Source organism: Lysinibacillus sp. EB106-09-02-XG168, assembly GCF_058791475.1.
In genome coordinates, this window is the sequence record NZ_JBYTDN010000003.1 from 2,510,776 (window position 1) to 2,530,234 (window position 19,459).

Sequence of the window (19,459 nt, forward strand, 5' to 3'; positions counted from 1 at the left end):
TAAAGCTATCTGTCTCCAATTTTATTTTTCATTAATTTATAACCGGAGGGGCCGTTTCTTCAGGGCTAAGCTCACGAACTAGCACTGGTACCGGATAATCTACACCTTCTTGTTTTTCTAGACGGATCGAATACATTGACTGTAATGCTTGATGGTCTTCTTTTCGGAAAGTCATCGTTCCTTTTGGTGTTTCAAATGACATCCCTTCCATAATGCCGATCAGTTTTTCCGCATCTGTATCACCATTTGATTTTTTCAAAGCATCTACAATCGAGATGGCTGCAGACATGCCTCCTGGCGTAAATAAATCTGGAACATCATTAAAGCGTTTTTTATGTTCCTCAACCAACCATTTATTTACATCATTTTGTGGTAACGTATTGTAATAAACAGAGAACCCTTCCATGCCGATTAACGGATTCATAAATTTCAATGCAATAATATCTGGTGCACCTGTTGAAATTTTAATGCCTTTTTCTTGAATTTTTAAATCTGCAATTTGATTCCATGGGGAGTTTGCACCAGCCCATACAACAAATAAATAATCTGGTTTTGCATCAATTACTTTTTGCAAATTGGACGTAAAATCAGTTGCTGCCGGATCTGCATATTCCTCTAAAACAATTTCTGCACCTAGCTTTTCCGCAGCCGTCTTAAAGGCTTTTACCCCGTCCAAGCCAAATGAATAATCTGGCGCAAACGTTGCAATCTTAACGCCTTTTCCCGCGATTGCTGCCGCTGCTGCATAAGCATCCTGAGAGGAATTTCGACCTGTACGGAAAATATATTTATTAAATTCTGAGCCCGTAATACTATCCGCTACCGCAGGCTCCACCACCATAATCTTTTCGTACTCTTCCGCAAGTGGTAAAACAGCAAGCGTATCACCTGAGCTAGAAGAACCTACTAAAAAATCAACCTTGTCATCTTCTAATAGCTTCGTCGCTTTTTGAACCGCTACCTCAGGCTTTGTTTCTGTATCTTCATAGACAACTTCAATTTTCTTACCGTTAACCTCCATCGTTCCACCTGTCGCATATTCAATCCCTAAATCAAAGCCATTCTTTGTTTGTTTCCCATACGATTCCAGAGCACCCGTCAACGACGCAAGCACGCCAATTTTAATAGTGCCTCCTTCCTTCGTAGTCCCCTTTGTATCATCCTCTGAAGCCTTATCTCCAGTTGAACTATCCTTCGACCCATCCGAATTACAAGCCACCATCAACATCGTCAGCATCAATAAAAGCATAAATAACCAATGCTTCTTCATCCCATATCCCCCTTCATAATGAACTAAAAAGAAAGCGCTTTCGTTGCTATATAAACACTATATAAAACTCCAGTTACAAATTAGTTACAAGTTGTTAGGCTCATCACTTGAGCCTAACAACTCTGCGACGAAAGTGGGATTTTTGCGGGGATGAGAGATTTATCGGAATAAATTCGTGATTTATCGGAACAATTTTGAGATTTATCGGAACAATTTCAGGTTTTATCGGAATGATTCATCGATTTATCGGAACATTTTAGAAAATACAGTGTAAGGTGCCACTTTTTCTGCAACAACAGCAAAGCAGTTTTATTATATAAATTTCATATTAATTCATTAGTAATAATATATTATCCATATTGAAATCTGGTTTTTATAATGAAGATAGCACTATTAAATGGAGGGACTAGAATGGAGTTTAGTAAACTTGGCAATAGCGGATTAACAATAAGCAAGATTGCATACGGAAACTGGATAAATCATGGGGGTAAAGTAGATGAGGATACTGCAAAAGAGTGTGTTAAAGCAGCACTTGATGTCGGTATAACTACATTCGATACTGCTGATGTTTATTCAGAAACTAAAGCTGAAGAAGTACTCGGCAGGTCTTTACAAGGTATACGCCGGGAAAGCATTGAACTATGTACGAAGGTGTGCTATCCGACTGGAAATGGGCAAAACGATAAAGGTTTATCACGAAAACATATTCTAGAAAATTGTCATGCATCTTTGCGTCGATTACAGACAGACTATATAGATGTCTATTATGCACACAGATTTGATCCAACTACTCCACTTGAAGAAACGATGTTAGCTTTCGCAGATCTTGTAAGACAAGGTAAAGTGCTTTATGTCGGTGTAAGTGAGTGGACATCAGAACAAATCAACCGTGGTGCAGCACTTTCACGAGAATTGAAAATTCCGTTCATCGCAAGCCAACCGCAGTATTCAATGTTGTGGAGAGTTATCGAAAGCGATATTATACCAACCTGTCAACGTGAAGGACTTGGGCAAGTAGTATGGTCGCCTTTAGCACAAGGTGTTCTCACTGGAAAATATTTACCCCAAAAACCTGTACCAGCGCAATCGCGTGCTAATTCTCCGGCCGGCAAACCATTCTTTAATAAACTTGCACAACGTTGGATGAACGACAGTGTGCTCACAGCTATTCAGAAGCTTAAACCCATCGCACAAGAGATTGATCTTACCCTCGCTCAACTCGCAGTAGCTTGGGTACTACAAAACCAGAACGTTTCCTCAGCAATTATCGGTGCCTCGAGCCCAGAACAGGTAAGAGAGAATGCGCTCGCTTCTGGTATCATACTAGACATTGAAATAATGAATCAGATTGACAAAGTATTAGAAGGTCTCATTGAGTACGATCCGAGCAAAACAGGTTAATAATATTGTATTACCCATCCCCTTTAGGATGGGCTTTTATTTTTGGTGATTAAATTGTAAAATCGAATACATCTCTCTAACAACTGTTAAGAAATGATTTACTACTGTAGATTTTTCATCTTCTCTCCAACTAATGTATAAGTTTACTTTTGGCGTAGACTCTTGGATTTTTTTATAGATAACCCCAGGATGTTTATAACTTTCCACCGACGATGGAACGACAGAAACTCCCATTCCAGTTGCCACTAAATTAACAATCGTTTGCATTTGAATAGCTTCTTGAACAACATTTAAACTTACACCATGATCCCAAAAGTAGCTAATAATTAAATCATAAAAATTTGGCCCCATATGACGCGGAAACAAAATAAATGGTTCATCAATTAACATTCGTAGTGGTATTTCAGACAATGAGGAGAAAGGATGATCTTGATGTAAAACCAATCTTAAAGACTCCTCCGAACAAACTTCAGAAGAGAGTATCCCGTTGTTCTGTTTAGAACGGATAAATCCAATATGAATTTGTTTCTCATAAAGTGCTTTTAATTGCTGCTCCGTTGTCATTTCACGTAATATAAGATGGATTTTAGGAAAGCGTTCTCGAAATTCATTAAGAACTTCTATAACAATTTCTGTGGAATCGACAAAACCAATAATTAAGCTCCCTATTTTCCCTTCAGCTGCAAGTTGTGTTTCTTTTATAGTTCTTTCTAACTGAAGCAGTGTCTGTTGAGATCCTTCTAAAAATATTTTCCCAGCATCCGTTAGTTCAACCAACCTTTTCGTTCGATGAAAAAGTTGAACGCCCAATTCTTCTTCTAATTTACGAATTTCTTGGCTTAAAGGAGGTTGCGCCATCCTAAGACGTTCTGCTGCACGACTAAAATTCAATTCTTCTGCCACCATTATGAAATACCGCATTTTCCTAATATCCATTTGACTATCCTTTCTACTAAAATCGATTCAGGACTTCTTTTAATATTGAACTCATTTGTGTGCCTTGTAATTTGTAGTTATGCTTATTATGTTTTCGGCTTTTTGGTTTAAGTAAAAGAAGTTATATCAATACAAAAATTGAAAAAACAACATTGGTTAATAGGCACAATCGGATAGGTTTGTAAAGTAGTTGAAGTAAAAATCCATATTTCAGTAACAGTATGCCAAGTAATTCTGCTAAAGGTTCACTTCTACGATGTTACTTTTTTAGGTTAAATTTAATTTTAACAGTTGAAAAATTTTTAGCATAGAATCTGAGCCCTTATATATGAATTTTATGCCTTTTTTAAGATGTTTATTGAAAATCATACAATCTATTAATCCTGTTATCAGCTTACTTTCACTAAAAAATCCAACTCATACACTTCGGGTTTCTACCACCCCTACTTTTTATAAAAAATAAAAGATACTTTTCAATCAAATCCAGAAAAAACTTTCCATTTATGTGCGAGTGTTCCACAAAAATTTCGTTATAGTATGTATAACGATCATAAGGAGTGACAAAATGAATGATTTTATCGAACGCCTTCAACAACATGATGAAAATGCTCTTAAATATGTAGTTGAACACTATTTAGGATTTGTGAAGGCAATTACTTTGAAAATTTTAGACAAACCGTCAGATTACATGCTTATAGAGGAATGTGTAAATGATGTATTTCTTCTAATATGGCAAAAAAGTATTTATTTCATCGGGAGCGAAGAGGATTTTAAAAAGTGGATAGGGATGATTACTAAATATAAAGCGATTGATATTTACCGAAAACAGCAAAAACAACTTGCCACACTGCCTATGGATAATATTCCACCACTTATCGCTTCAAATAATATTGAACAAGAACTGGATAAATTGTATGCCAAAGAACAATTGCTTCTTGAAATAATGCATCTACCTGATTTAGATAGAGAATTATTTTTAATGAGGTATTATCTTGAATATTCAAATAGTGAAATAGCAGAAATTTTACATATTACAAAATCTGCAGTGGAAAGTCGTTTATATCGAGGAAAGAAAAAGCTTGCTAAAAATCCTAAATTAAAGGAGTGCTGGATATGAATAAGGAAAAAAGTATCTTACAGTTAGATATAGAAGATATCGTACCAGTGGTAGTTTCAAAAAATGAAAAGCAAAAGGTAATTAACACCGTTTTACAAAAGAAATCAAAACCAAAGCAAATCCATAAATGGGCCATTGCCTCAATTTTTGCTATTGGACTAAGCTCATCTTGCTTAGTAAATTTTCCATCTCTAGCTTCCATATTACCAATAAATGATTTAAAAATTTACAAAACTCTGTTCTCAAAACAGCATGAATTTATTTTTAATCGTATTTCGATTTCTGGAAATTCAGCGCACATTTACTTTAGCTGTGATATGGACTTTGCTACTGAATTTATAACTTTAGACATAGTCGATAATTTAGAGAACCATTATGAAGATACAACAGAAACGACGACAACAAAAGTAACCGATGATTACTCAAATGGTCAAGCAATAATAAATAACTTTAATGCTGATGCTTCCGCAATTTTCATTACGCCAATAATCCGTACAATGGATAGCGAGGGCAAAGTCACTAAAGAAAGACTTGAGACTATAAAAATTGATATAGATTCCAATGAGGAAAATATGTGAAAAGAAATTAGACAGAAAGAAACCCTTGAATTAATTGAATAAGTGAATTCTTCAATCAAACAAAGGATTTCATTCTGTCTGTCTTTTTAAAAATGTATTTCAATCGTTAATTTCCTCTACCCTATCTAACCATTCATGCATAAGGCTATTAAACAAACTCGCTTGTTCAATTTGCAAATTATGCCCGGCATTATCTAAAATTGTGAAAGTTGCTCGTGGGAATTTATCTAAAATATCAAAAGCGTCCTTATAGCCAACAATTGAATCCTGTTTGCCCAACAAAAATAGGCACGGTTGATCAAATGAAATTTCATCTACAGGAAAAGAAAAACGATAACTTTTTTGGATTTTTTCTAAAAATTCCACATCTGCATTTCTTTGGCCTACTAACACTTCACTCGTATATCGATGACAATTATATTCATTCAATACGACTAGATGTGAACTAAAATCCTCTAGTTCCTCTTTTGATAATGTCGATAAAAATTCTTTATCCACCGACACAATACTTTGTTCTGGCACTGTTCGATTTTGTTTATCAGGAATAATCAACGGACAAATAAAAGCAGCCCCTAAAATTTGTTCATGATACTCCCTCATGATTCCGCGCACTAAATATCCACCATAAGATTCTCCTACCAATACATAACGTTCATTAGGTATTAAAGAGTGAATTAGTTCTATTACGGCCTCTAGCATTTCATCTGAGTTATTGATCTTTTCATAGTCTGTCGACTTGCCCATTCCTGGAAGGTCAATATAAATTCGCTTCCAGCCCTCTCTTTCTACAAAAATGGGTTCCATACAGCCCTTCATTAATCTATGATCTGGCGAATAGCCATGAATCATTACGATTGGTGTTCCATTGCCAATCACTTCATAGTAAATATTCGCTTTTCTTACCTTACAAAATGACATAGTAGTTCCTCCAATTTAATTAGAAATATCCAGGTGTGTTGACCAACCATTATTATCCATCTTAATTAATTAGAAGGCTTTAATTTCCGCTACGAGCTACTCGCTTTCCTGCGGGCGAGCGTCCAGTCGGAACGGAAATCACCCCATCGCTATCGAGATAGTAAAACTAACCCATTATCAAATCATAAACAACCATCGTCGATTCCATCGGTGTTGTATTTAGTTCTCTTTTTAATTGTTGCACACATTTTTCATACCATTTTAATGCTAGGGAGCGGTTTTGTAATTGATAGTAACTATACATTAACAAGCGATAGCCTTCTTCCCACAATGGATCCTCACGAATCATTCTTTCTGCATAAAAAATAGCTTGTTTATAATTTTGCTGCCTCGTCGCATTTTGTGCTAATCTTTCCAGAACTTCAATATACAATGATTGGAGCTTTTCTCGATCCTGTATAAGCCAATCTAACTGCTTTTTTTCAGCATAAAGTGTATCCGTATAGCTTGTTTCAGCAAGATACAACCATTCGTTTGACAATTGTGGATCGAACTCCTCCATCCCTAGTTCATAAAAATAGAGAAAGCGCTCGACATCAATTTGCAGAAATTGAGTATGCTGTAATTGATACATATTATTTTTACGCTGAATGAAAAAGCTATCCTGACGCGCATTTCTATTAGGCTCAAGAACCTTTAATAACGTATTCAAGACAACTTTAAAATCTCGATCGAGTGAATCAACATTACGCTCTGGCCATAACGCCTGTGCAATCTCTTCCTTTGGCATAAAACGATTGCGATGACAATATAAATAAACAAAAAGCTCCTTCGATTTATCGCGCTGCCATTCCTTATCCTCAAGCTTTCGATGATTTCTCGTTAAATTTAGACTTCCTAAAAAATTCACTTGTACTTCTTCATGCGGATAGACGATATTGTTCTCCACTTGAAAATAGCTACGCATCGTCAAAATAGCGGCATTTTCCCCATCACACTTTCTACTAAATTGTAAAAGCTCATAAAAAATCATCCCATTCGAAGGACCGAGAATGGTTTTCTTTTGTAAAAAGTAGTCATAGCCATTTTGGATGCATAACTGTGCAAACTGTTGAAAATAATGATTGAATTGTTGCGGTTTATTTTCTTTGAAAGCAATGACAGATTGAAAGAATAGTACATGCATTGCACCATTTTGATCACTACAGTCGTGAAATAATCGCTGTGCCTTCATTAATAATTGTCCAGCTCGGTCATATTCATATTGAGAAAGAATGATTTTCACCTCAGCAATTAATATTAGAGCGGTCATCCACGCGTCTTGTACTTGCTCTGTTTCCTGTAAGCCAAGGGCTATATATTTTTTAGCTGAGATCATATCACCTTGCGCATGTTTGACAATTGCTAGTCCCATGTAAGGCTCTGCTTTTACGCGAGAAATATTAATAGTATTCATTAATGTAAGAGCTTTCTCATAAGCTTCACAGGCTTCTTGATAATCAGGAAAATCCACTAATAGGTAAGCATGTGCTTTGCGAATATAGCCAACAGCCTCAATAAAAACCGATTTTTCACGTAGCCCCCTACTAATTCCATGCTGAGCGGCATACCATGCATCCTTCCCCTGCCCTAAAAGCGCATAGACAAATGATGCTAGTAGCTCACTCTCTCTATGTGTCGCGACAAGCTGTGGTGGTAATTCCAATCTCTTCGTCAGCAATTCCTTCGCTTCTAGTAGCTGTCCTGTTCTTAACAATATTCGAACATCGACATTTGCTCTTTGTAACACGTCCTCTGTTAAAGCAACCTCATCGGTAAATACTTGCGCGCCTTTCGCATTCCCTAGATTCACAAGATTTTCTGCATACTGACGTTGCAATTCGAGAAGTTCCTCTTTGTTTAACGGCGTATGATTCGCTAACTCTAAAGCCTTCTTTAAATGTGGCTCTGCCAATGCTGGCTGAATTGTATCGAGATAAATATGTGCTAAACCTGCCTGTGCTTTTGTCATAAAGAGACAATCGTTTTTACTTTTTGCGATGTTTGCACAATTTTCATACGACTGCTTCGCTTTTTCATAGTAAGCTCGATAGCGATGGCACTCACCTTCAAAATAATACAATTTATAATATTCCGATTTTTCATTAGCTGGAAATCTGTTTATCTTTTCTAATAACCACTCAAATTGCCCAGCCCGGACTAGACTTTCAGCATGATTTTGTAACAGCTCCCCACAAAAATCCTGATCATTCGTTTTAAATGCGTGATGAAGAACGGCTTGAATATTGTTTTGTTTTACATAATACACTGCTGCTTGTTTATGCAATGCAACATACTGTGAAGCATTTTGTTGTGGCCACTTTAGCTCTAAAAATCGACTAAACAAGGCATGAAAACGATACAAACCATCCTTCGTGATAGGTTGAATAAATAAATGTCGCTGGACAAACAGTTTAAACACCTGTGCAATTTCCGTACTATAAAATTGTGAAATTAACTCTTCTGAGAAAGTGGGGAAAATCGCCAGCTTTAATAATACCTCTTGCTCAAATGCAGACATCTTAAGATAAACTTCCTCCGATAAATAAGCGAAAAGATCATTTGTAGAAATATTTAACCAATGAGTTAATGTCTCATTGTTCCATTGCTCAGCTAATAAAGAAATACTAATTGCCCAGCCCTCTGTAATTTCCACAACCTTAGCTATTTCATCCTCTGTTAAATGCACCTCTGCATAATCCTCGAAAAAAACAGCGATCTCCTCTGAGGAAAATGCTAATTCTCTTTCTGCAATTACAAGTAATTTCTTTTGTAGCTTTAATCTCCTCGAAATATCCCAATTCGGCATCGTTCTAGAGGCAATGATAAAGTGAACATTCGGTGGTGAAAACTCAATTATTTTTTCCATCACATAATTGATATGAAATTCATGGTCAACGAGATGGTAGTCATCGATGACAATTAATATTGATTCTTCGATTTCACATAAACTATTAACAAACAGCTTAAACCAACGATTAAGTTCTTCAATTTTCGGAAAACGGGATAATTGATTCCAAGCATCAAATTCTTGGCCGAAGCCCGGAACAATTCGTGTGATACTAAAAAATAAATGCCTTAAAAACGGCAATATATTATCATCTTCCTCCGACACACTATACCAGGAAAATTTGCTTGATTGTGCATGTAGAAATTGTGTAAGAATTGTTGTTTTGCCATACCCAGCTCCACTATGAATAAGCGTGCAACTATGGTCTAGGCTTTTATTTAATGTTCTCATTAATGTAGCTCTACTAATACAATGATTAGACGGACTCGGTGGAATACATTTTGACTGAATAATAATGTCTGTCGTCATTTAGTGATAACCTCCCCATTCAACTGGTTATGTAAGGTTACAAGTCTTCAGAGTTAAAATCTTTTATGAGTTCCTCATAATAACGTGGGGATGCTCTTATGAAATCTTTATATCTATAGATCGAATAAAAGCGAAAACTCACGTATCGCAATGGTTGCTGAGACAAACCACGAGTGGAGTTTTCGCTTGGTACTTCAAGTTTATCAAATTGATTTTACCGTTACCAACTTTTTTACAAGTTTCCTTACTATCCGATGAATAATCAATATTATTTATCGTATTTCATAAACTCAGGAGTTTCCATTAATCTTTGGAAAAAGATATCTTTAGCCTCCCTATAGGCATCCATTGATTTGTCTTCGTACTCTTTCTTCAATTTATCATATGCATCGCGATAGTTATTATTTGCTAATAAAACGTCTCTAAATTTCCAAAAGAAATCAAACTCAGAATCAATTACTGTTAATTGAACTCCTAAAGGAGGATTAGTTGTATCATCTTTAAATGCCCTAAATGTAGTTGTTTTAACACTTTCATCATTTCTTTCATATAAATTTGATAGTAGTTCTACAGCTTTCGAAAATTGTTCAGCATGAACACGTACTTGGATATCTAAATCACCTTTAGTAATGCTATTAGGAATTGCTGAACTACCGACATGCTGGATATCGGCCTCTGGTAGTAATTCATGTATTTTATTTGCGTGTATCAAAAAAGATTTCTCAGCATTTTCATGAAATAGTTCACTATTAAAAAAATTCACTTTTTCCATATGAAACTCCCCACAATCTATCATTTTTATACTAAAAATCACTAAAATAGCTCTGTTGGATGAGTAGAAATTCATTCGGTGCTTTTTCCTTTATTTTACCATCATAGACCAATTTCACCTTATCGCCAATATGAAATGTTTGATCTGGATACTTCACAAGATTTACAATCACTATCTTCAGCTATAATCACATAACCAAGACCTTTTTCTCCTAAATTACACCTGTAAAAGTTTTCTATAGTTATCAAAACCTTTGCTATCCCGCTATTTAGAAGATTGTAAATGTAAACTATTTCTGCATTTTCATATTTATCAAAGTTTGATCTTAACTGACTTTTCCCACTGAGAAAATGAGAGTTTTTTACTGCAAAAAAATGTTAATTTAATAATATATACAATAAATACGAACCAATGATTTGTATAACAATTTACATAAAGCTAGCGATTGTTCAGTCGTTAATTTAGTCTTCTCAGCTTTTAATGGTACTTTCATTTATAGTATACCTATATAGTGATTTAACAAAATGAATTGCTAAATTTTAAAAAACCGATTATCAACTAAATGATAATCGGGTAGTTTAATAGGTTAAAATTATAAAAGTCCTTTACGTAATTCAGCAGCTGATTTTGGTGATAACAGACCGAATGGGATATCGAATACTGTTTTAGCACCTTTGTCTCCAGCTTGGTTTAGGCGATGTGCTGCACGAGCAAATGCTACTAGAACACTAGATGTGAAGTTTGGATTACTTTCAAGTTTTAATGAGAATTCAAGAATTTGTTTTTCGTTAGCGCCGCTTTCTCCACTACGAATAACGAATCCACCGTGTGGCATGCCTGTGTGGTTTGCTTTAAATTCCTCTTCAGAAATAAAGTTTACAGTTGTGTCATACTCATCAAAATAGTTCGGCATCGTCACGATTTCTTGCTCAACTTTCGCCCCATCTGCACCTTCTTCAAGAACTACCCAACATTCACGTGCATGCTTTTCACGCGTTGTCAGCTCAGGATTTTCACCGTTACGAACACGGTCTACTGCCTCTTGAATTGGTAATGTGTATTGTACCGCATTTTTAACACCTTCAATGCGACGCACAGCATCTGAGTGACCTTGACTTAAACCGTCTCCCCAGAAAGTATAAGTTGTGCCTACTGGTAGAACTGTCTCCCCGAGTATACGATTTAATGAGAATAAACCTGGATCCCACCCAACTGAAATGACGGATACTTTACCAGACTTTTGTGCCGCTGCATCTACAGCCTCGAAAAACTCAGGAATTTTCGCATGAGTATCAAAGCTATCAATTGTATTAAACCATTGTGCAAAGTGTGGTCCTTGCTCAGGTAAATCTGTTGCTGAGCCACCACATAAAATCATTACATCAATGTCATTTTGGAATTTTTCAGCATCATCTACTAAATATACGCTAGCATTACTTGCAATGTTTACAGTTGAAGGATCGCGACGTGTGAATACCGCTACTAACTCCATATCTGGATTTTGTGAAATGGCATACTCTACACCGCGCCCTAAATTTCCATAACCTACAATACCTACTCGAATTGCACTCATTAAAAATTCCTCCTCACGATTACGTGACTATGTGAAGTCCTTCACGTTAAATCTACTTACAATAATACGTTGTGTTAGGAAAATTCACAATAGTTTGAGTACGAGTTTTTCTCTTGAAATCATACAAGTTTTCTATGATTTCTATTCGAAAATGGCATGAATACGGTTACATATTTAACTTCTTTCAGCCGATATACAAACATCCGCTGAAATAGAGGAACTCAGTCTAAGAACGCCACGTTCTGTGGCAACGCCTGAGTGACCAACATCACGTTGGCCCTAATGCCTCTGGTGGATGTCACGGAAATCGGAAAGGAGTTCGCTAAGGATGTTAGCCTAAAATCATCGCATCCATGCGATAACGGCTAACTGACCTGCTTCCTACTGGCCAGCCGATTCTGGACGCACTGTTTATCTGTGCGAAAGCGAAGCGGCAGCTACAATTATGCCGAGGCATAATTGATTAACTAACCTTTAAGTTTTCGTTAAAGCCATGTAAATGAAGACTTTTTCCACCGCATGTCTTGTACAATAAAACTAACGACAAAGGGGGCATGTTGAATGAAAGGTAATTGTTATTCGCCAAGCACAACATTGGAACAAGGAGAATTACTTACTCGTCCATTCCGAAATGCACAAAAATCTGCTAAAGCTCACATTGAAACTGAGGTAAAGCACAATAAAATCCCACACAACACACACCAATGTTTAGGGGTTATACCTTTTGGCGTTACGGAAGAAACCCTAGTTACATCTATACAAAGAGTCAATGAGATTAACTTCTACCATGGTGGCAAAGAGATTGCACGCTGGTTGGTTAAAAAATGTGAATATAATAAGGCTAGGACTGACTAAAACTAAGATACGTTTCCTTACTTCTTCAGCATGGGATCGAAGTTCCCTAATCTTTTGCCCTTTTTGGGACAATCTATATGCAAAAAGTTACATTTAACTTGTTCTTCGCTATGTTTTAGGGTGGTGTAATTGAAAAGGAGTAAAATCGGAGAATCAATATATATTATGGGAATTTTAGACTTGTTAGTAGATAGTAGCTTATGCCGCTACATAATTGCGTCCGAAGGCTTTGGGGCAACCGACGTTTTTCGCGCGAAAGCGAAGCGACAGCGTGATGTTGATCACTCATTCGTGTGTTGTTGTTGCATAGATAAATTACCACAGGACGTGGCGTTCTTTGACTGATTCCTCTATTTCAAAGGATGTTTGGACAACTGTTGAAAATTAACTTAAACCTGAATACAACTCATCTTCAATAGAAGTAAGAAACTTCTGTACATGTCCCTAAACTTTCGGCCAAAAACATGTACTGAAAGAGTTTAAATATAACTTCTTTTCAGAAGACTAATGCCGAAAAAAACTTGCTACCAAGCTTTTTTCGGCATACTTGTATTTTCAAAAAACTATTGAAGCATAATTGTTACATTTAAGAGGTAAGTCAGTTTTTACTTATTTATTATCTTTTATCGATAATATTGACTCTTTTTTATTTCTTTTACTGATACTCTTAATTTCCAAAGCTCTTTAGCTAACAGAAATACTTCTTCATCATCGCTATCTTCAATCGCAATTTTTCTTGCTTTAAATATAGCATTCGCAGCGGGTGTTAGATCAGGACAATCTACTACCCACTTTTTAAACTCTTCTTTAAATGGGTCACTCTCACTCCAAAGATAATCATGTTTTAAAAATGCAGCACCTACTGTAGTTTTATTCAGCTCTTGTTTATATCGAAAAAGTTCATTCTCATCATTGCCTAATAATACTATTTGCTTCCCATCCATAAATACGAGTGAGATATCTTTCTTTTTTAAGTTCATTTCATCATTTCTAAGTTTTAAAATTACTTTCTCATCGTCTATTGTCATCTCTAAACTTTCATGAATAGAAAAAAAAGTGATTGCAATTCCCGCCACCAAACCAAGTGCCATTGTGATAAAACCTACCCATGCTCCATGATACGATGCAATTAAATTTAAAGGTCCTTGAAAAGGTACCCATGGTAAAGTAATAGCCCATTTAGCAATACTTGGAAGAAACCATCCTAGCACTAAACCGATAAGTGGGAAACCAAGCCACATAATAACTTTATCAGTTTTTGAAAAGTTTAATATTGTATGATTATTACTCATTAAAGTCCACCCTTTTAAAATAATACTCTAGTAATGGCTTTTCTTTATTTTGCCATAACATTAAATTGACTAACACTAATATAGTTGTTATTTAAAAACACCACAAACTTTCTTCTATGACCCCCTCTAAAAATTTCTCCCGCGTATATTTATTAAAATATGTTTAAAAATTATCCCTCCAAAATCTAGTTGAATACGAAAAAATGATTGGGCTTATCCATATTGTTCACTCAATCCATTCCCAAAACTTGTTATTCTCCCTTTTATACACCATTCTAAACGTTTTTCACCAGACAATAGTAAATAATACCATCTATTGAGGCTGACCGTCAAAAAGGTTTTTGTTATTTCCCAATCACATTGTTTCCGTGAAATGATTTGAACTGCTTATGTAGTTTAAGACCTTTAAAAGCAACTAAATTCTTTCCTCACTGTATTTCCTGAGCCAATTCGGAAAGACGCTCTTTATTTATAATGTGATAGCCATTCTTTTTCTTCTCTAAAATTTTTTCTTCACAAAATTGTGCAAGTACATATAATAAATGTCGATAGGAAACCCCTAAATATTCACAGATTTCAGTATGTTTTTCTTTATAGACTCCTTGATCTGACGAAAATTGAATAAATGCAGCAAGTCGATTTTCAAGTGGAAATGCTTGATTTTGTGTATATTTTGACGTCATTTTGAACGCTTTTTCCCCTAAAAACAAACAAAGTTTACGTAAAAATAATACATCCGTGAGTAACTTTTCTTTGCAGGACTGTTTAATCGAAAAACAAATCGTCTCGGTTACTGTCTGAATCCCCTTCGTATATCTTGCCTCATTAAGCAACTCAATTTCCCCCATAAAAAGTGGAGCCTCTAAGTAATCGATAAGCGAGACCTTGCCATTTTTATGTGTCATGTATAGCTTTGCCTTTCCTTCGATCATGTAGTATAGCGTATTTGGAAATGAGCCTTCTTGGAAAATCCATTCACCTTTGTCAAACCTACATATTTCTAAAAATGGATCAATTTCAAAAGAAAAAAAATCATCAATTGGAAATTTATCAAGATAATATGAACGTTCCTCAGCTGTCAGTATTTGCATTTTTACTCTCTCCTCCGAAATAATGTGAGATATCTCACATTATTGTATCGATGAACGTGCTATTATTCAACATAGTTAATGGAGGTACGTAATTTTATGAACAATCAACGATGGCTTTCTCAAAATTTCTTTGCATTTTTCTTTACGTGGGGTATTTTCTTACCTTACTGGACTGGTTGGCTTGTAGATGCTAAGCATCTTACAGTTTCACAGGCTAGCGTCGTAATGGGCTGTGGTCTTTTAGCACGAGCAACTTCAAATCTATTTTTCTTCCCGATGCTTGCGAAATATGTGCACAATAAACGACTCACTAGGATTCTAGCAATAGGTGCCCTACTCACAACTTTACTTTACATACCAAGCACGAGCTTTATCTCGCTTCTTATCGTTACCCTTATATTTAGCGTTTTCTATCCAGCTCTGCTCCCTGCAGTTGAAAGTAGTGCGGCAACGCTCGTACAGCATGGAAATGTACACTATGGCAAAAGCCGCTCCTATGGTTCCCTTGGCTTTGTCATTGCAGTATTAATCATTAGTATGCTGACAGGTGCATATGGCAATGATATTATTTTTTGGAGTATGGTGGTCGGCCTGATCGGTATGCTGTTGATGCAGCAAATGGCTACTCCACAAGAGTTACTCATTGTTCCGACGAAAGAACAACGTGCGAAATCATTGTCGATGAAAACATTATGGACTATTAAAGGCTTCCCTATTGTTTTATTAGTTGTTATTCTGTTGCAAGGTGCACATGCTTCTTATTACAGCTATGGCTATATATATTTAGGAGATTTGCATGTTGATCCATTTTATATGGGGATGATTATTAACATCGCCGTTATGTGCGAGATCTTATACTTTATGAAGGCTGATACACTATTTAAAAAATGGCGCTCATCCTCTCTATTACTTTTAGCTGCAAGTGGTTCATCTTTACGTTGGTTACTCATTTACTTATTCTCGAATGTTTGGGTATTTATCGCTTCTCAAACATTACATGCATTGTCTTTTGCTCTTGCGCATTACGCCTTTATCAGCTATTTAACAAAAACATTGCCAAAGGAGCAAATTCCAAATGCACAAGGTATTTATTCTGCATTAGCAATGGGATTAAGTACAGCTATCCTTACATTTTTAGGCGGCTATTTATACGAAATTTCTCCTGGATTATCATTTGCAGCAATGCTTATTTGTACTGTTCCAGCAATCGGTATACTGCTTACTACTAGAAATAAATATCAATATTAAAATAAGCAGGTGAGAAAAAAATCTCACCTGCTTTTCTATATACTCACTTTGGATAATATGAAAACCCAGGATATTTCACGACTGGCCACTTTTCCTTCCTTAAAGCATGTAGAAGTTCAGGACCAATATTTAAATTACTTTGCACTAGCTCAGATGGAGTAAGAGCCATCCATTGATTTAACGAAACATCCTGAAATCTATCACTTTTAAACATTTCAAGGAACCATAATGTTTCCGTACCAGTATTCTCAACGTAGTGACCATTTGCAAACGGCACATATCCAACATCTCCCGCACGATAATCAAATGTTCTAGCCACACCATTTGCTGCAAAAACTGTCATACGCCCTTTTCCTTGTAGATAATATTGCCATTCGTCATTATTCGGGTGCCAATGCAACTCTCTCATTCCACCAGGCTTAATCTCGACAAGGGCTGCTGCGATATTTTTAGAAATAGGAAAATTAGTGGAGTCTACAATTCTGACACTGCCTCCAGGAGTTTTAATAGGCGTTTGTGCAAGCAGACGATGCTTGAAAGTTTGCGGGACTGTACCATATGGAGATTGTACTTTTTGTGTGTCTAGTGGTCCTGGAACCTTATCTTGATAAATATAGACCTGTTCTTTCGGGATATGTTGAAAAGCGCTCTTTGGAACACCAAAATTAGAGGACAGCACATCTTTAGGCGTATGAGCAAACCAATCAGAAATTGAAAATGTACTAAGATCTGAGAAATGCCCATCGTCAAATACTAGTAAAAATTCACAGCCATCTTCAAGACCTTGTATGGAATGAGGAATACCTGGTGGGAAATACCATAAGTCTCCCGGTCCTACATCGGCAATAAAATTACGCCCATCTTGATCGACCGCAGTAATACGTGCATGACCAAGAAGCATATACGACCATTCAGCTTGTTGATGCCAATGTAATTCCCGTACCCCACCTGGTGTTAAACTCATATTAACACCTGCCAATGTCGTAGCAATAGGTAGATCGCGAACAGTAATTTCTCGAGACCAACCGCCATGCTTTAATACCATATGCGTATCAGAAAAAGAGAATTTTAAATTTGGTACAAGCCCAGCATCTGTTTTAGGAGGGACAAGCAAATCAGGATTTTCCAAATCCCTCATAATATCTCTCGGCCCTTTATCTACCCCACCTGCACCATCTTTCCGAATAGGCTGTGGAACATAAGAATAGCCCTCTGGCATGTTCTCCAATGGTTCACCTCTTCATAAATAATCATTATGTAAATATGTATGATTCATTACTAGAATTATTCTTTTATCAAAAGGTTTCGCGATTCTTGTACATATTTAACCCCGTCCTAGATTTAAGAACGGGATTACGTACTTGAGCTATAATAGTTTTTTTCAATCAAGAAATTAGGCTTTTTCTTAAAAATACTAGTAATCATCAATTATAGTCTAACTTTAACCTCAGTGCCGTCCTGAGCTTTGACATCCACTATCACGATTCCCTTATAATTTTTCAGTTCCTTGACGATAGGCTTTAGTGTGTTTTTATCTATTATTGGAAAAGTAAAGTCTATTTTATTTCTTTCGAAGGGCTCATTTGTCCATTTGTTTAAATTTCGTTGCAGAAGTTTCGAGGACAAAATTGAAATAACAATGTTTAACATAGCATATGGCATTGGGATAGTAAGCCGAAAACCTTTTGTTTTCACTTTTACATGCATCATAAGCAAATCACTATTCAATGATGACCGAAACGGTATCCCCGTTTGCCGATTTAATATCAACAATTTGGCCATCTAACTCGTTTTCAATTGCTTCAATAATAAGATTTATATCAATATCTTTAACATATTTTTCCGCTTGAGGAACACTCGCTGCGATGCTGTGTCCAGCCAGTAATACTACCTTGACAAGTTTTATAGGCAAATTGACCATGACGTTATCATTTTCGGCTGATACAACACGGACTTTTAAAGTTTTATCTAAATATTTAGTCGGCTTATCATTACTTGTTTCTTCTTTTTCCTTTAATACTTGAATCAGCTCTGATCCTTGTTCTGCATCAATCTTTCCTTCTTGAACCATTGTTAATACTCGTGCAATTTCCTCTTTCATGATAATTTCCCCCTATTCTTCTTTTAAAAGCTTAATAGCTTCTTCTGGTGTGATTTCGCCATTTTCCAGCATAGTGACAACTTTTTTCTCGTCTACTTCATTTTTCTTCTTTTGCTCATATCCAAGGGATGAGATAATGTCTGTTAGCTTGCCTCGAACCGTTGGATACGAAATCCCCAGTTCCTTTTCCACTTCTTTGATATTCCCTCTGCAAGTTAAAAATACTTCTACAAAATGAAGCTGATCCTTTGATAAAGATGCCAACTTAGATAATTCAAACTCATTTTCAATCGTTGTGTGACAATGAGAGCACTGCAACTTTGTAATTTTCAATGTTTTACTGCAAACAGGACAATTTGTGATAACTTGATAAGCCATAGTGAAATCCCTTCCTTCTAGTTGATTTGATTATACAACAAGAAATTAAAAATGCAAGTAATTAAAATTAAACTTTTTAATTATAAAAATAAATATTATTAAGTTGTTGTTTAAAATTATTAATTATCCATTTCCACTTTTAATGTGAATTAACTTATGACTATATATTTTAACTCCGTCCAGCTTTAGGCCAACAAATGTCTTTTGTGTAAAGAGAAGCGGCGCAGCGGATGTTTGGGCACCCACTGAAAAAAGATAAACAATTTCGGTCCCTATTTTAGAAATTCTCTTCAAAAAAAGGCCATACTTTCCACTACAATATTATGGTAAAATATTTTTCGTTCTAAATTCTCCAAGAAAAGGAGGAAACATATGGAGCATATAAAAGAAAAAACAAAGAAGGACTTTAGCCCAAAAGATGCTGTTTTTGTATGCTCTTCTTTTACATTCATTTGTGTGGCAGTCATTTTTGCTCTAATCATCTATGATGTATTTACGATACATAATTTCCTATCATTTGATCAGCCATTCTAGATGGTTCTGAGTATAGCTCTCTGTTCATTCGGTTTAC

18 protein-coding genes are annotated in these 19,459 nt (G+C 35.9%); 6 read left to right on the top strand and 12 right to left on the bottom strand.

What is annotated here, in order from left to right:
• Positions 1-31 precede the first annotated feature (31 nt).
• Positions 32-1,270 carry a substrate-binding domain-containing protein gene (locus tag AC3WSO_RS13155; RefSeq protein WP_492531359.1) on the bottom strand — a complete coding sequence of 413 codons (1,239 nt, stop codon included), beginning with the start codon at positions 1,268-1,270 and terminating at the stop codon, positions 32-34.
• Positions 1,271-1,681: 411 nt separating this feature from the next.
• Here AC3WSO_RS13155 and AC3WSO_RS13160 point away from each other — a divergent pair, with 411 nt between their 5' ends.
• Positions 1,682-2,671: an aldo/keto reductase family protein gene (locus AC3WSO_RS13160; RefSeq protein ID WP_492534348.1), complete on the top strand. Its 990-nt coding sequence runs from the start codon at positions 1,682-1,684 to the stop codon at positions 2,669-2,671.
• A gap of 36 nt (positions 2,672-2,707) precedes the next feature.
• On the opposite strand, the gene AC3WSO_RS13165 is transcribed toward AC3WSO_RS13160, so the two are convergent.
• Positions 2,708-3,607, bottom strand: a complete 900-nt coding sequence (locus AC3WSO_RS13165; protein WP_492531360.1) for a LysR substrate-binding domain-containing protein — start codon at positions 3,605-3,607, stop codon at positions 2,708-2,710.
• Between the two features lie 565 nt (positions 3,608-4,172).
• On the opposite strand from AC3WSO_RS13165, the gene AC3WSO_RS13170 reads away from it, so the two are divergent.
• Positions 4,173-4,724, top strand: coding sequence for a sigma-70 family RNA polymerase sigma factor (locus AC3WSO_RS13170; RefSeq protein ID WP_492531361.1), 552 nt, complete (start codon positions 4,173-4,175; stop codon positions 4,722-4,724).
• The gene (locus AC3WSO_RS13175) at positions 4,721-5,302 is read left to right on the top strand and encodes a hypothetical protein (RefSeq protein WP_492531362.1); all 582 of its coding nucleotides are present in this window, start codon (positions 4,721-4,723) and stop codon (positions 5,300-5,302) included. The genes AC3WSO_RS13170 and AC3WSO_RS13175 overlap by 4 nt, the downstream gene beginning before the upstream one ends.
• A 99-nt stretch (positions 5,303-5,401) precedes the next feature.
• On the opposite strand, the gene AC3WSO_RS13180 is transcribed toward AC3WSO_RS13175, so the two are convergent.
• The 4 genes from AC3WSO_RS13180 to AC3WSO_RS13195 all read right to left on the bottom strand — a co-directional run bounded on the left by AC3WSO_RS13180 (position 5,402) and on the right by AC3WSO_RS13195 (position 11,923).
• Positions 5,402-6,220 (bottom strand): alpha/beta fold hydrolase, encoded by an 819-nt coding sequence (locus AC3WSO_RS13180; protein ID WP_492531364.1) that lies wholly within the window; start codon positions 6,218-6,220, stop codon positions 5,402-5,404.
• Between the two features lie 166 nt (positions 6,221-6,386).
• Entirely contained in the window at positions 6,387-9,578 is a 3,192-nt protein-coding gene (locus AC3WSO_RS13185; RefSeq protein ID WP_492531366.1) for an AfsR/SARP family transcriptional regulator, read from the bottom strand.
• Between the two features lie 268 nt (positions 9,579-9,846).
• Entirely contained in the window at positions 9,847-10,350 is a 504-nt protein-coding gene (locus AC3WSO_RS13190; protein WP_492531367.1) for a GrpB family protein, read from the bottom strand.
• Positions 10,351-10,942: 592 nt separating this feature from the next.
• Entirely contained in the window at positions 10,943-11,923 is a 981-nt protein-coding gene (locus tag AC3WSO_RS13195; protein ID WP_197140991.1) for a diaminopimelate dehydrogenase, read from the bottom strand.
• A gap of 561 nt (positions 11,924-12,484) precedes the next feature.
• On the opposite strand from AC3WSO_RS13195, the gene AC3WSO_RS13200 reads away from it, so the two are divergent.
• Complete coding sequence (locus tag AC3WSO_RS13200; protein WP_492531369.1) at positions 12,485-12,778, top strand: hypothetical protein; 294 nt, start codon at positions 12,485-12,487, stop codon at positions 12,776-12,778.
• Between the two features lie 623 nt (positions 12,779-13,401).
• On the opposite strand, the gene AC3WSO_RS13205 is transcribed toward AC3WSO_RS13200, so the two are convergent.
• Together AC3WSO_RS13205 and yeiL are read right to left on the bottom strand one after the other, a co-directional pair.
• Entirely contained in the window at positions 13,402-14,070 is a 669-nt protein-coding gene (locus tag AC3WSO_RS13205; RefSeq protein WP_492531370.1) for a YqeB family protein, read from the bottom strand.
• 428 nt (positions 14,071-14,498) lie between these two features.
• The gene (yeiL, locus tag AC3WSO_RS13210; RefSeq protein ID WP_492531371.1) at positions 14,499-15,161 is read right to left on the bottom strand and encodes a transcriptional regulator YeiL; all 663 of its coding nucleotides are present in this window, start codon (positions 15,159-15,161) and stop codon (positions 14,499-14,501) included.
• 96 nt (positions 15,162-15,257) lie between these two features.
• Here yeiL and AC3WSO_RS13215 point away from each other — a divergent pair, with 96 nt between their 5' ends.
• Positions 15,258-16,409, top strand: a complete 1,152-nt coding sequence (locus AC3WSO_RS13215) for an MFS transporter (RefSeq protein WP_492531373.1) — start codon at positions 15,258-15,260, stop codon at positions 16,407-16,409.
• 43 nt (positions 16,410-16,452) lie between these two features.
• On the opposite strand, the gene AC3WSO_RS13220 is transcribed toward AC3WSO_RS13215, so the two are convergent.
• The 4 genes from AC3WSO_RS13220 to AC3WSO_RS13235 all read right to left on the bottom strand — a co-directional run bounded on the left by AC3WSO_RS13220 (position 16,453) and on the right by AC3WSO_RS13235 (position 18,888).
• Complete coding sequence (locus AC3WSO_RS13220) at positions 16,453-17,628, bottom strand: oxalate decarboxylase family bicupin (protein ID WP_492534350.1); 1,176 nt, start codon at positions 17,626-17,628, stop codon at positions 16,453-16,455.
• A gap of 209 nt (positions 17,629-17,837) precedes the next feature.
• Positions 17,838-18,119 carry a hypothetical protein gene (locus AC3WSO_RS13225; protein WP_492531375.1) on the bottom strand — a complete coding sequence of 94 codons (282 nt, stop codon included), beginning with the start codon at positions 18,117-18,119 and terminating at the stop codon, positions 17,838-17,840.
• Positions 18,120-18,129: 10 nt separating this feature from the next.
• Complete coding sequence (locus AC3WSO_RS13230) at positions 18,130-18,510, bottom strand: SHOCT-like domain-containing protein (protein WP_079561953.1); 381 nt, start codon at positions 18,508-18,510, stop codon at positions 18,130-18,132.
• Between the two features lie 12 nt (positions 18,511-18,522).
• Entirely contained in the window at positions 18,523-18,888 is a 366-nt protein-coding gene (locus tag AC3WSO_RS13235; RefSeq protein ID WP_492414852.1) for a DUF2089 domain-containing protein, read from the bottom strand.
• A gap of 372 nt (positions 18,889-19,260) precedes the next feature.
• On the opposite strand from AC3WSO_RS13235, the gene AC3WSO_RS13240 reads away from it, so the two are divergent.
• The gene (locus tag AC3WSO_RS13240; RefSeq protein ID WP_492531377.1) at positions 19,261-19,422 is read left to right on the top strand and encodes a hypothetical protein; all 162 of its coding nucleotides are present in this window, start codon (positions 19,261-19,263) and stop codon (positions 19,420-19,422) included.
• Positions 19,423-19,459 lie beyond the last annotated feature (37 nt).

Excerpts from the sequence above, each read along its gene's own strand:
- AC3WSO_RS13155 (WP_492531359.1), bottom strand. The coding sequence starts at position 1,270 with ATGAAGAAGCATTGGTTATTTATGCTTTTATTGATGCTGACGATGTTG.
- AC3WSO_RS13160 (WP_492534348.1), top strand. The coding sequence starts at position 1,682 with ATGGAGTTTAGTAAACTTGGCAATAGCGGATTAACAATAAGCAAGATT.
- AC3WSO_RS13165 (WP_492531360.1), bottom strand. The coding sequence starts at position 3,607 with ATGGATATTAGGAAAATGCGGTATTTCATAATGGTGGCAGAAGAATTG.
- AC3WSO_RS13170 (WP_492531361.1), top strand. The coding sequence starts at position 4,173 with ATGAATGATTTTATCGAACGCCTTCAACAACATGATGAAAATGCTCTT.
- AC3WSO_RS13175 (WP_492531362.1), top strand. The coding sequence starts at position 4,721 with ATGAATAAGGAAAAAAGTATCTTACAGTTAGATATAGAAGATATCGTA.
- AC3WSO_RS13180 (WP_492531364.1), bottom strand. The coding sequence starts at position 6,220 with ATGTCATTTTGTAAGGTAAGAAAAGCGAATATTTACTATGAAGTGATT.
- AC3WSO_RS13185 (WP_492531366.1), bottom strand. The coding sequence starts at position 9,578 with ATGACGACAGACATTATTATTCAGTCAAAATGTATTCCACCGAGTCCG.
- AC3WSO_RS13190 (WP_492531367.1), bottom strand. The coding sequence starts at position 10,350 with ATGGAAAAAGTGAATTTTTTTAATAGTGAACTATTTCATGAAAATGCT.
- AC3WSO_RS13195 (WP_197140991.1), bottom strand. The coding sequence starts at position 11,923 with ATGAGTGCAATTCGAGTAGGTATTGTAGGTTATGGAAATTTAGGGCGC.
- AC3WSO_RS13200 (WP_492531369.1), top strand. The coding sequence starts at position 12,485 with ATGAAAGGTAATTGTTATTCGCCAAGCACAACATTGGAACAAGGAGAA.
- AC3WSO_RS13205 (WP_492531370.1), bottom strand. The coding sequence starts at position 14,070 with ATGAGTAATAATCATACAATATTAAACTTTTCAAAAACTGATAAAGTT.
- yeiL (WP_492531371.1), bottom strand. The coding sequence starts at position 15,161 with ATGCAAATACTGACAGCTGAGGAACGTTCATATTATCTTGATAAATTT.
- AC3WSO_RS13215 (WP_492531373.1), top strand. The coding sequence starts at position 15,258 with ATGAACAATCAACGATGGCTTTCTCAAAATTTCTTTGCATTTTTCTTT.
- AC3WSO_RS13220 (WP_492534350.1), bottom strand. The coding sequence starts at position 17,628 with ATGCCAGAGGGCTATTCTTATGTTCCACAGCCTATTCGGAAAGATGGT.
- AC3WSO_RS13225 (WP_492531375.1), bottom strand. The coding sequence starts at position 18,119 with ATGATGCATGTAAAAGTGAAAACAAAAGGTTTTCGGCTTACTATCCCA.
- AC3WSO_RS13230 (WP_079561953.1), bottom strand. The coding sequence starts at position 18,510 with ATGAAAGAGGAAATTGCACGAGTATTAACAATGGTTCAAGAAGGAAAG.
- AC3WSO_RS13235 (WP_492414852.1), bottom strand. The coding sequence starts at position 18,888 with ATGGCTTATCAAGTTATCACAAATTGTCCTGTTTGCAGTAAAACATTG.
- AC3WSO_RS13240 (WP_492531377.1), top strand. The coding sequence starts at position 19,261 with ATGGAGCATATAAAAGAAAAAACAAAGAAGGACTTTAGCCCAAAAGAT.